The organism is Rhodococcus sp. EPR-147, from assembly GCF_001647185.1.
Taxonomy (GTDB): Bacteria; Actinomycetota; Actinomycetes; order Mycobacteriales; family Mycobacteriaceae; genus Rhodococcoides.
Window position 1 is genome coordinate 1 of sequence record NZ_LVCU01000170.1, and the last position, 11904, is coordinate 11904.

The following is an 11904-nucleotide window of genomic DNA, read 5'->3' on the forward strand; positions in this document are numbered from 1 at the left end:
CGTCAGACGGTGTACTCGATCGTCACCACCCGCGAGGACATGATCTCCGAGGCCATGATCGGACTGGTCGTCGATGTCATGGGTGGGATACGGGAGAAGGCCGATCAGGCCGAGACTCCGACGCAGTTCATCGTCGAGACGATCGTCGCCGCACGCCATCTCATTCGGCGCGAACCGGTTCTGAATTCGTTGCTGCGCTCGGGCAATGCGAATCCGCTGTTCGACGCGGACATGATGGAGCGTGCGCTACCGGTGGTTCGTCAGTTCCTCGACGGATACGTCGAGCGCAATCCAGGATTCGATTCCGCGCAGTTCGACGGTATCGACGGAGTCCTCGTACGGGTCGCGCTGTCGGTCATCCTGTTCGACGACCCCGCCATTCACGAGGACGACGGTTTGCGTCGCTACCTGGAGCGGTGGTTGATTCCCGTTCTGCCGTTTGCTCAGCCTCCAAAACTTGACACCTGAGGACACATCTGTCTAGTTTTGCACGGCGCGCGTGTGACTTGAGTCTTGATGCGTGCTGTCCGCAACCCTGGGGGGAACGTGTCGAATCTGAATCGTCGGTCATTTCTGGGCGCAACTGCAGTTGCCGGCCTGGCCGCAGTCGCGGGTACCGGGGTGGCCCGGGCAGGGGTCAGAACTCGCATTCCGCTCACCCGGGAAGACCATCGGGTGGTCGTGATCGGCTCCGGATTCGGCGGTGGCGTCGCAGCGTTGCGGCTGGCCGAGGCCGGCATTCCCGTTTTGGTGCTCGAGCGCGGAAGACGTTGGCCCACAGGGCCGAATGCAGATACCTTCCCCAATGCGACCGCGCCGGACAAGAGGATGCTGTGGTACGGCTCCAGCCCCAACCTGTTCGGCAGGCCGGTTCCGTTCGATCCGTACGTCGGACTGCTCGAGGCCGTTCCCGGAGACAACATGACCGCGCTGTGCGCCGCGGGTGTGGGCGGTGGATCCCTGATCTATCAGGGGATGAGCTTGCAGCCGTCGCGGGCGGTGTTCGAGGCACACTTTCCGGCCGAGCTCGACTGGACGAGGTTGAACGCAGTCCACTACCCCCGCGTCGCGCGAATGCTGCAGCTCGCGCAAGCCCCCGACGAGTTGATCGACACTCCCAATTACCGAGCGGCGCGGGTGTTCGCGGACAATGCGCGGCGGGCGGGACTGCCGGTGTCGAAGATTCCGATGCCGATCGACTGGAACTATGCCCTCGACGAGACCCGCGGGGTGATGACGCCGTCCTACACCGACGGGACCGGTGCGTTCGGAGTCAACAACGGCGGCAAGCATTCTGTCGACGTCACCTACATCGCAGCCGCCGAGGCGACCGGCCTGGCCACCGTGGCGACGCAGCACAACGTCACGCATGTCGAGCGCGCCGCCGACGGCCGCTGGATCGTCCACGTGGACCGAATCGATTCCGACGGAACGGTGTTGGAGAACAAGATTCTCACCACCGGTGCACTGATCATGGCCGCGGGAAGCCTGAACACCACCAAGATGCTCGTTCGCGCGAGCGCCACCGGGGCCGTTCCCGATCTGCCGGACCAGCTGGGTCAGGGCTGGGGCACCAACGCCGATCGCATCTACGTGTGGTCCAGCATCGAGCAGAATTTCGGTACACCGCAGGGTGGTCCGGTGGTGTTCGGCAGCTTGAACTGGGACGACCCGCGCACTGCCCACACCGTCATCCAGGCATCGATACCGCCACTGGGAGTCGATGCCCGCAGCACCATGCTGGTCGGATACGGAGTCAGCAACGGCCGTGGTCACTTCGGCTACGACTCGGCGCGAGATCAGGCCCATCTCCACTGGCCGGCCAACGGCGACTCCGTCATTCAGGACGGGTCCATCGATCCGACGGTACGCCGCATCGCCGGGACCGGCAGCATTCTCACCGACACCAATGCGCTGTTCCCGTCCACCTGGCATCCGTTGGGCGGGGCCAACATCGGCCCGGTGTGCGACCTCGACGGCCGCGTCCACGGGCAACGCGGACTGTACGTGCTCGACGGTGCGCTGATGCCCGGCAACACCGCGGCCTGCAACCCGTCCATGACCATCGCCGCGCTTGCCGAACGAGCTCTGGATAACATCGTTGCTCGCGACCTCGGCACCGTCATCTGACACCCGGAAGAAAGAGACCGATGCACCCGTATCGCAGCATGCGCTTTCGGCTGATCGCCGACCGGTGGCGATGGCGGGCAATGCGAGAGTTCCTTCGGCGCAACCGTATTGTCGGTGCCCTGAGCGTTGAGCAACGGGTGAACGACTATCTCGCCGTTGCCGACGCATTCGGCCTCACCTGGCCACGGGACGAGACGCGTCTGCACGCGCTCCTTCTCGGTTTCGGAGAGTCCGATCCCTCGGCGGCAAGCAGGTCGATCAGAGAGAATGCAGTGTCGATGACGCTCTGCTCGGTCGTACCCTTGCGGGCCCGTGCTACCGATTAGGGACGCCTCTCACCGGCGACACGCGTCGCGTCGCATCCGGGCTGTCATCGACTCGGGTGGCCCGACGATCGTGTTTCAGCCGATCGTTCGCGCGCTCGACGGCGCGATCGAGGGATACGAGGCTCTGTCGCGTTTTCCGGACGGCGGAGGCACAACCGAGAGCTGGTTTGCCGAATCCGTGCACTGTGGACTCGGGGCAGCTCTCGACACGTCTGCTGTCATGAATGCGCTGAAGGAGTCCGCTCAGCTTCCGCGCGGATCGTTTCTCGCCGTCAATCTCTGTGCCGCAACACTAGTGGCCGACTTTGGGTTGGTGGGCCACCTCGTGGAATTCGGACAACGACGGCACCTGATCGTGGAGATCACCGAGCACGCCACCATCGACTACGAGGTGGGGGTGCTGGCGGCATTGGCGGAGCTCAGACGCGGCGGCGTCGACATCGCCGTCGACGATGTGGGCTCGGGCTATGCGGGTCTGCGGCGACTGGTGCTGCTCGAACCCGACGTCATCAAGCTCGACGCGTTCGTTGTGCACGAGATGGGCACCAACCCGACCAAAACAGCGGTGGCCGAACTCATCCTGGAGTTTGCACGAAAGACCCATGCTCGCTGTGTGTTCGAGGGTATCGAGACAGACGACGATCTCCACGCCGCAACATCGATCGGAGCCGATCTGCTGCAGGGCTATCGGCTGGGTCGCCCTGCAGCGGTGGATCGGTTCACTACAGACTGAGGCCTCCGAGGTGCTCGGCAAGAAAGCTCTCCACCTCACGGTAGTAGCGAATACTGTTCTCCGGATTGACGAATCCGTGGCCCTCGTCGTCGAACACGAGGTAGTCGACGTCGACGCCACGCGACCTCAGGCGCTCGACGACATTGTCCGATTCTGCCTTGACGACCCGAGGATCGTTGGCACCCTGCGCAATCAGCAGAGGCGCGCGTATCGCGTCGAGCTTCGAGATCGGTGACCGTGCCAGCATGTCGGCCAGCTGATCGGGATCGCGGGGTCGCCGACGAAGCGGTGCCAGCTGTTGATGATTCCCGGACCGATGAAGGCCGGTTGGGTCCGCATGAAGTTCGACAGGTCCGAGATGCCGACGCAGTCGATCGCCGCGGCAAACGTGTCGGGAGTGAACGATGCGCCCACCAGCGCCGCATAGCCGCCGTAGGAACCACCCATGATCGCCACTCGCTCGCGGTCGGCGTACCCAGCCTCGATCGCCCAGTCCACCGCATCGATCAGATCGTCGTGCATCGCGCCCGCAAATTCACCGACCCCGGCGTTCGTGTGCGCTGTGCCGTATCCAACCGATCCGCGAAAGTTGACCTGCAACACCGCATACCCGCGATTCGCCAACATCTGCGCGATGGGATCGAATTTCCACGAATCCCGATACCAGGGACCGCCGTGCACCACCAGAACCATCGGTAGACCCTTGGGTTCCACGCCCACCGGAAGCGTGAGATACGACGGCAGAGTCAGACCGTCACGCGCCCGAATGTTCACCGCCACCATCGGGGCCATGTTCTCGGGATCCAGATGTGGATAGGGGCGCAACAGTTGGCGACTCGATCCGGTGGCGTGATCGTAGTAGTAGGTGACGGACGGGTCGCGGTCGTGGACGAAGCTGACGATCCACTTCTGACCGGTGTCATCGGAGCACAGTGCTCCGATGTCACCGTCGGACAGTTGCTCGAGATTCTTCAGGATTTCCGCGAAACCCGGTTCCAGTGCATGGATCACCTGGCGTTCGCCGAGGTAGCGAACACCGATGAGCTCGCCGGTTGCACTGTCGCAGATCAGCGGTGGCGAGGTCTGCTCGACGGCTCGTCGCGCACCGTCGAGTTCGAGTGTCGGGTGACTGTCGACGACGGTCTCCTCGCCGGTTTCGAGGTCGAGGCGGATCAGATAGGCCAAGTCGCGCCCTCGGTTGGAACCGAGCCACATGCCGGTACCGTCCGCGGTGATCTGCATCGGACTGATGCCCAGCGGGTAGTCGGTGCCGTCGAACGACGCCACCGTGGTTTCTGCGCCGGATTCGTCCAACCGCGTGATGTCGATGGTGCCGGCCGTGGTCATCGCGGTGGCGAACACCTGGCCGTCGGTACCGAGCATCGGATACCGGCCGACGCCGGGGCTCTGCCGGATCATCGTCAGTTCACCTGTGGCGATCTCGATTTCGTACAGGTCGAACTCGGCGAGGGTCCTGGCGTTGATCAGGACGGTGTACACCCCGGCCCTGCCCCGCACGGGTTCGATGGCCACCGCGCGGGAACCGGGGAACGGCGTCAGATCGACTGCCGCGGCATCGGGATCCTCCAGGTCGACGCGGAACACGTGGTGGTTCTCGTCACCGCCGGTGTCCTGCAGATACAGCAGCCAGCGGGGGTCGTCCGTCCACTGAAAATCGTGCACACTGCGCGTCTCGTCCGCGGTGACGCAGCGTGGCTCGCTGCCGGGCGACAGGTCCTCGATCCACACGTTCAGACGGTTCTTCCACGGCGCGAGAAACGCCATCCTGCTGCCGTCCGGTGAAATCGTGGCACCGGAGCGAACAGGTGGGCCGAAGAAGTCCTCGACCGAGATCAGTGGGGGTGCAGTCATGATTCGTCCTTTCGTTCGGCTGCTACAGAGCGCAGCGGGCGTCGGCCGGTGGGGATTGGAGGTCGACGAGGTAGTTCGCGACGATGGCGTTGACGCAGGGGCTCGTTGCACCGAACGCCACGGTGTGTTGTTCGCCGTCGACGGTGAGCAGCGAGCCGCCCAAGGTATTCGCCAGGTTGACGCCTCCCTCGTACGGGGTGGACGGGTCGCCGGTCACCGAGATGGTCAGGGTGTCGGGGAGTCCGTCGACGTCGGTGGCGTACGGGATGTCGAGAGTCGGCTCTGCAGGCCAGAATTCGCAGGGGTCGCGTGCGCCCTCCGGTCCGAGGCCTGCGTCGGTGAACGGTGCTATCTCTTGGATCTGCCTCTTGAGGTCCACTTCTTGTTCTGCGGTGTTGCGCTGCTCGTCCATGCAGTTGATCGCGTACAGCGCCTCGGGGAAGTTCGGGAAGGTGCCGTCGGCGTCCCGTCCGCCGAAGATGTCGTTGACCTTCAGAAGCGTATCGGCCTGTCCTGCTTGCAGTTCGGCGATTCCCTCGGTGATGACGGGCCATGCCGTGGAGTCGTAGAGCCCAGCGATCACGGCACCGTACGCGGCGTCGAAGTCCATGATGCGGCCATCGCCGGTGACGATCGGTTTGTCGATCAGCGGTCTGACGATCTGCTGGAAATTCTCGACAGCCTGGCTCGGATCGGTGCCCAGCGGGCAGTCCGGGGCGCTCGCGCATGCCGCCGCCATGTCGTCGAATGCTTTCTGGAAGTTGGTGTATTGATAGATCCTGCGTTCTGCGGTGCCCTGCCCCGGATCTATTCCGCCGTCGAGAACCATCGCGCGTACGTTCTCGGGGAACATCTCCGCGTAGACCGCACCGAGGCGTGTCCCGTAGCTCTGACCGAGGTAGCTCAGGGTGTCATCGCCGAGCACGGCCCGGAGAATGTCCATGTCGCGGGCAGCGTCGCGGGTGCCGACGTGTTCGAGCACGTCGTCGCCCCCCGATCGTTCGGAGCACTGGCTCACCAGCTGCCGTGCACCGTCCTCGGTGAGGGTCCTCGAGCCGGTGAGGACCGTGGTGTAGGCCTGTCCTGCCTCGTACTCCTCATCGGTGAAGCAGTCGATGGCCGGGGTGGACGCACCGACGCCGCGGGGATCGAATCCGATCAGATCGAATTTTTCGGTCAGCGGGCTCTGCGCCCACGTCGCCGTCGCACCTGACGCCGCCATGCTCATTCCAGGCCCGCCCGGTCCGCCGGAGTTGAGCAGGAGCGAGCCCACTTTCTCGCCTCGGGCGGGTGCTTTCAGCAACGCGATCTGCGCCGTGCGCCCATCCGGGTTCTCGTAGTCGAGTGGCACGTCCACGCGGGCGCATTCGAAACTGGGATCGCTGGCGAACAGTTGCTCGTCGGTTGTGGTGGTGCCGTAGCCTTCACACGGCTCGAATGCCACGCTCTGGTCGTAGAACTGCTGCAGATCGGCCGACGGCTCGGAGTCTGCGTCCGGTTCCGGCGGCGACTGGCTGCAGGCACCGAGCAGCAGCATCGACGCTGACGCTGCAGCGAAGAGTTTCGCTCTCCTGTTGGCGAATAGGGGCATGGTCGGTCGACTCCTGTCGAATTGCGTTGTGATGACGTTCTATTCGGGATCGGTGGCGTTGAGTGCCGCCACCTGTCGCAGCACCTCGCGTTGGGCGGGGTTGTACAGGTCTTCCACGGCGACGGAGAGTGCGCGAGTCACCCGTTGTCTGTCGCCGTCGGTGTCGGCGAACAATGCCGGGAAACGAGCCGCCAGCTGACGAACATGCGGGGCCATTCGTTCCGCCAGATCCCTGGTGGTGGCGCTGTCGGCGTCGGCCGGGAGGTCGTCGAACTCCGGGTCTGTGGGCAGCTGCGGAGTGGACCGAAGTAGGTCGCAGTAGGCGTCGAGGGCCGTCGGGCTCAGTACCGTGCTGGCGAAGGTGATGAATTGTCGGTCTGCTGTTGTCAGATGTGCTGCAGCGGAGCCGAGTTCGGGTGGCAGATCGGTCGGAAGGGATTCATGGAGAAGCATCGCGATTTCCAACCGTGCTCGCTGCAGACGCTCGATCGTTGCGCCGAGTTCGGCATCCAGGGTGCGCAGCGCCTGTTCCGGATGGTCGCGCCCATCACCCTGAGCTGCAATGTCGGCCAACGAGAATCCCAGGTCGGTCAGGCGTTTGATCTGCATCAGCCGTACGAGATGTGTGACGCCGTACTGCTTGTAGCCGTTCGAGGCACGCTCGGGCTCATCGAGTAGTCCGACATCGTGGTAGTGCCGCACCGACTTCAGGGTGGTGCCGGCGAGATCGGCTATCTGCCGAGTGCTCCAGCCCATGTCGCTCTCCTCCGGTTCGATCAGGTCGGAATCAGTGTCGACTGTGACCTAACGGCACAGTCAAGGGCCAATTCGTCTTTACGCGGGGTTCGAGTGAACCAATTGCGCTGTCGAGCGACGGAACGCCCAGACGGTGACGAGAACTGCCAGCGCGAGCAACGGGGTGCCCATTGCGATCCGGGCGAACGCGAGCCAACCCGTGGCGTCGGTGTCGTACAACCAGTCCTGAACGATGTAGCGGGCGCCGAACAACACGGCGAATGTCGCCGTCGCGATGTAGTGGGCGCGGATGACCGAGCGATTGGATCGCCAGGCGTACTCGTTGCCGTGCAGCGCATTCCACAGCACTCCGGTCAACGGTCGTCGGGCGAGTATCGAGGCCAGCATCAGCGCTGCTCCGGCCAGGCTCAGCCAGATGCCGATAAGGAAGTAGCCGCCTGCCGACCCTGTCCAGGCGGCGATACCGCCTGCGACGACGACGCCCAGTAGTCCGCCACTGGCCTGCGCGATCGGCTCGCCTCGCTTGACCCTGAGAACAGTGATCACGAGCGCGATGGCGATCGCGACGCCGACGGCGATAGGAAGGGACACCAGGGCATTGGCGGTGACGAATGCCACGACCGGAACGGCGGTGTAGATCATTCCACTTGTTCCGCCGAGGCTGTCGAGCAGAAGCTGTGTGGCATTGACCTTTTCGGTGGTCTTGCCACCGGGAACTGTCTGCGTCTCGTTGTTGTCGGCCGATGTCGATTCCGGCGTGTTCATGGTGCCCTCCTCGTCGATGCTTCGGTTCGCTCTTGCTTCCCCTACTGTCGTCTCGGCGACCGGGGCACAACAGTGCACACAAACATCGAATCGGATTACAACATCATCGGCCGGCCATGACGGATGTCATGTTCAGGCAGTGTGAAGACCAGGTGGGTGGCCCTCACGTTCGAGCACACCACGCTCCACTCGCCGCCCCGAACCGGGGGATTTCACGCTTCGGGCTTCTGCAGTGGAGCACCATTCGCACTACGCAGTTCAGACCTGGGTAACCATTTTCACGTGCGGGATTCCCGCTTCCAGGTATTGCTCTCCCACTCGAGTGAATCCGAAACGCTCGTACCATTTTTCGAGGTGCGCTTGCGCGGAGATTTCGACCACCCCGGGGTATGCCGCCAGCGCGGCCTCGACGAGGGTGCCGGCATAACCGCGTCCACGACCCGCAGTCGCGGTCGCGACGCGGCCGATGTGGACCGTGTCGTCGACGAGGACGCGAAGGGTGGCCAGCACCTCGCCGCTCTCGTCCTGGATCCAGAACAACTCCGTTGTCGGAAGTAGGTCCGCACCATCGAGTTCGGCCTCGTCGACGATCTTCTGTTCGTGGACGAAGACCGCGACCCGAAGCGCCATGATGCGGTACAGGGTGCTCGGGTCTACGCCCGTAAGCGGAGCATGGTGGAGGGCGGGCATGAGGTCCGTTTCGTCAGGGGAGTAGAACGATCCTCGCACGGTGAACACACTGGATCACTGTTGCGGGTTGTGTTCCTCGCGCAGTTTGCGTCCCTGCTCGACGGCCTGCGCATCCTTCTCGTCGTTCTTGTCCGATACCCGTGTGTCTCGCGGCGGCAGTTGGAGTCGCTTCTCGGCGACGATTCCCGCCTGGAGCTGACGACCACGTTCGAGTTCGGAATCGAGTTCGGCTCCGAACAGCAAGGCCAAGTTGGTGATCCAGAGCCAGAGCAGGAACACGATGGCACCGGCGAGTGAGCCGTAGGTCTTGTTGTAACTGGAGAAGTTCGCGACGTAGAAGCCGAATGCGACGGTCGCCAGAATCCACACGATGATGCCCACCGCGGCACCGGAACTGATCCACTTGAACTTGGGCTGCTGCACATTCGGCGTCGCGTAGTACAGAATCGCGACGGCGAGCACCACGACGATCAGGACCAGTGGCCAGCGAGCGATGTTCCAGATCGTCAGTGCGGTGTCGCCGAGTCCGACGGCGTCACCCACAGCCTTGGCCACGGGCCCGCTGATCGCCAGCATGACGGCGGCCAGGGCAATGAGCACCAGAGCGATGAGCGTCACCAGGAGCATCACCGGGCGCAGCTTCCAGATGGGCCTGCCCTCGTCCACCTCGTACATGCGGTTCATCGCGCGGCCGAATGCGCCGACGTAGCCGGACGCGGACCACAGCGCACCGGCGATGCCGACGATCAATGCAAAGCCCGCGGTGGGTGCCTGCACCAGCTGTTCGATCGGTTCACGCAGGGTGTCGACCGCCGATTGGGGTCCGAGATCGCCGACGATCTGCAGTACGCCGTCGACCGTTGCCTGTCCCTGCCCGAACACACCCAACAACGAGACGATGGCCAGAATCGCGGGGAACAGGGACAGTACGGCGTAGTAGGTCAGCGCGGCTGCCAGGTCGGTGCACTGATCCCGAGAGAATTCACGAGCCGTCTGCTTCAGTACGTAGATCCACGAGGGTTTGGTCAGATCGGCAGGTGAGTCTGCCTTGCGGGGATCATCGGGGTCGGCTTCGGTGGGTGCGGGATCGGTTGCTTGGTCGGCCATCCGGAGCGCATACCCGGCTACTGTCGATGAAAACAGAGTCGGCTACTTCGCGAGTCGACGCAGCGCCACCTGCGCTGCGTTGTAGCCGCCCATACCGTGTACTCCTCCGCCCGGAGGTGTTGCCGCAGAACAGATGTAGACCCCGTCGATGCCGGTCCAGTACGGGTTGACGCTCACGCGCGGGCGCAAGGCCACCTGGCCCGGATCGTTGGATCCGGTGACGATGTCGCCGCCCACGTAGTTGGGGTTGTACGTGGGCATCTGAGTGGTCGAGCGGACTGCCCGCGCCACGATGCGTTTCCGAACCCCCGGCGCGAATCGTTCGATCTGATCGATGATCGCCTCGCTGGCGTCGCCGGTGTATCCGTTGGGGACGTGGGCGTAGGTCCAGATCGGGTGGATGTTGCCCTGCGAGCGGGTGGGGTCGGCCAAGTATTGCTGGCCGAGCAGTACGAACGGCTTTCGCGGCATGACGCCTCGGTGCACATCACGTTCCGCGGCGGCGACTTCCTCGAAAGTGCCTCCGAGATGGACGGTTCCGGCGCGTCGGGCACTGTCGTTGGTCCAGGGAATACCGTCCTCGACGGCGAGATCGAGCTTGAACGCACCGGGTCCGTAGCGCCACCGACGGTAGGGTCGTGCCACTCGCCGGGGGAGGGCGTCGCCTGCGATATCGGCGACTGCGGTGGGTGAGAGGTCGAGCATCACGATGTCGCTCGTCGGAATCTGTTGCAGTCGAGTCACTCTGACGCCGGTCTCGACCTTCCCGCCGTGTTCGGTGAGGATCGACACGAGTGCATCGCTGATTGCGCGTGAGCCACCTTCGGCCACCGGCCACCCGTACTTGTGACCGGCCGCGATCATCATGACTCCGACGGCGGAGGTGGTCGGCCGAGTCAGTGGATACAGTGCGTGGGCCGCGACACCGGAGAACAACGCGCGCGCCTCGGGAGTACGAAACCGGCGGGCGGTCAGCGTCGCCGGTGCCAGGGCGTTGAGGCCGAACTTGGTCAACGTGATCGGGTGCCGCGGAACATGCAGCAGTGGCCGGAAGAAGTCGGTTGTCAGGTCGTCGAAGCGATCCGACAGTGGCCCGAAGAACCGTTGCCAGGCTGCGCCGTCGACCCCGAGTCCGGCAGCGGTCTCGGTGATCGACCGATACAGCACCCCTGCCCTGCCGTTGTCGAGGGGTTGCACCGCGTCGATCTCCGGATACTTCCACGTCAGTCCGTGGGACTCGAGATCGAGGCTGGCGAAGAACGGTGACGCCGCGCCCACCGGGTGCACGGCCGAGCAGTCGTCGTGCAGCACTCCCGACAGGGTCAGCTCGGAGGTTCGGGTGCCGCCGCCGACCGTGTCGGCCATCTCGAGGACCGTCACCTCGACGCCTGCCTTCGCCAGCGTCACCGCAGCCGCGAGACCGTTGGGACCCGATCCGACGACCGTCGCCGTGGTCACGGTCGATCCACCGCGTCGGTGACGGTGCGGTGGCTCTGAGTTGCTCGGTACATCGGCTGACCTTCGCTCATCGGGGTGGGACCAAGAGGTGAACCCTCTCGACCAAGCTCAGTGCGGTGTCGGCATCCCCGCCTTCGAACACCGCAGTGTGTATTCCGCGCATGGCGCCCGTGAGCAAATGGGCGGCAGCGAGTACGTCTGTGTCGCTGTCGATTTGGTGTGCGTCTGCGGCGGCGCGGAGCAACTGGGAGATCGCGACGACGAAACTGTCGTGCCACCGTTCTGCCGAACCCTCGGATTTCGGTACTCCCAGATTCCGGAACAGGACGTGTGTTCGCGGGGAGTCGTAGATGCTCTCTGCCGCGATGCGAAGAAACGTCTGCAGCTGCTCGAGTGGGGTGCCCGGCCAGGTGGCGGCGACCGATTTCTCGTGGATGCGGTCTATCAACACTGCGGCGGCGTCGTCGACAGCGGCT

The 11904-nt window shown here is 64.1% G+C and carries 10 protein-coding genes and 1 pseudogene; 3 read left to right on the plus strand and 8 right to left on the minus strand.

From position 1 onward, the window contains the following. The 3 genes from A2J02_RS28140 to A2J02_RS08755 all read left to right on the plus strand — a co-directional run. A partial coding sequence (locus A2J02_RS28140) for a TetR family transcriptional regulator (protein WP_068049346.1) occupies positions 1 to 468 on the plus strand: 468 nt, incomplete at its 5' end. Positions 469 to 546: 78 nt separating this feature from the next. Further along, the gene (locus A2J02_RS08745) at positions 547 to 2130 is read left to right on the plus strand and encodes a GMC oxidoreductase (protein WP_068049348.1); all 1584 of its coding nucleotides are present in this window, start codon (positions 547 to 549) and stop codon (positions 2128 to 2130) included. A gap of 312 nt (positions 2131 to 2442) precedes the next feature. Beyond that, positions 2443 to 3189: an EAL domain-containing protein gene (locus tag A2J02_RS08755; protein ID WP_082898713.1), complete on the plus strand. Its 747-nt coding sequence runs from the start codon at positions 2443 to 2445 to the stop codon at positions 3187 to 3189. Here A2J02_RS08755 and A2J02_RS08760 read toward each other — a convergent pair. From A2J02_RS08760 to A2J02_RS28145, 8 genes and pseudogenes are all read right to left on the minus strand, one after another. Next, a pseudogene (locus A2J02_RS08760) lies at positions 3179 to 5061 on the minus strand (alpha/beta fold hydrolase). The gene A2J02_RS08755 and the pseudogene A2J02_RS08760 overlap by 11 nt on opposite strands. A gap of 22 nt (positions 5062 to 5083) precedes the next feature. Beyond that, positions 5084 to 6652: an alpha/beta hydrolase gene (locus A2J02_RS08765; protein ID WP_068049353.1), complete on the minus strand. Its 1569-nt coding sequence runs from the start codon at positions 6650 to 6652 to the stop codon at positions 5084 to 5086. Between the two features lie 39 nt (positions 6653 to 6691). Continuing rightward, positions 6692 to 7408 carry a MerR family transcriptional regulator gene (locus A2J02_RS08770; RefSeq protein ID WP_068049355.1) on the minus strand — a complete coding sequence of 239 codons (717 nt, stop codon included), beginning with the start codon at positions 7406 to 7408 and terminating at the stop codon, positions 6692 to 6694. A 78-nt stretch (positions 7409 to 7486) separates the two neighbouring features. Then, the gene (locus tag A2J02_RS08775) at positions 7487 to 8173 is read right to left on the minus strand and encodes a DUF3159 domain-containing protein (protein WP_068049357.1); all 687 of its coding nucleotides are present in this window, start codon (positions 8171 to 8173) and stop codon (positions 7487 to 7489) included. Positions 8174 to 8431: 258 nt separating this feature from the next. After that, positions 8432 to 8863, minus strand: coding sequence for a GNAT family N-acetyltransferase (locus A2J02_RS08780; protein WP_068049358.1), 432 nt, complete (start codon positions 8861 to 8863; stop codon positions 8432 to 8434). Positions 8864 to 8917: 54 nt separating this feature from the next. Beyond that, a complete protein-coding gene (locus A2J02_RS08785) occupies positions 8918 to 9970 on the minus strand; it encodes a YihY/virulence factor BrkB family protein (RefSeq protein WP_068049360.1) in 1053 nt (350 codons plus the stop codon). A 42-nt stretch (positions 9971 to 10012) separates the two neighbouring features. Continuing rightward, positions 10013 to 11428, minus strand: a complete 1416-nt coding sequence (locus A2J02_RS08790; protein WP_068049361.1) for a phytoene desaturase family protein — start codon at positions 11426 to 11428, stop codon at positions 10013 to 10015. 67 nt (positions 11429 to 11495) lie between these two features. Beyond that, positions 11496 to 11904 (minus strand): hypothetical protein (locus A2J02_RS28145; RefSeq protein ID WP_197477979.1); only part of this gene is annotated, 409 nt, incomplete at its 5' end.

What these genes read in the sequence shown, in the direction of transcription:
- A2J02_RS08785 (WP_068049360.1), bottom strand. Translation starts at nt 9,970, where the DNA reads ATGGCCGACCAAGCAACCGATCCCGCACCCACCGAAGCCGACCCCGAT.
- A2J02_RS08770 (WP_068049355.1), bottom strand. Translation starts at nt 7,408, where the DNA reads ATGGGCTGGAGCACTCGGCAGATAGCCGATCTCGCCGGCACCACCCTG.
- A2J02_RS08780 (WP_068049358.1), bottom strand. Translation starts at nt 8,863, where the DNA reads ATGCCCGCCCTCCACCATGCTCCGCTTACGGGCGTAGACCCGAGCACC.
- A2J02_RS08775 (WP_068049357.1), bottom strand. Translation starts at nt 8,173, where the DNA reads ATGAACACGCCGGAATCGACATCGGCCGACAACAACGAGACGCAGACA.
- A2J02_RS08765 (WP_068049353.1), bottom strand. Translation starts at nt 6,652, where the DNA reads ATGCCCCTATTCGCCAACAGGAGAGCGAAACTCTTCGCTGCAGCGTCA.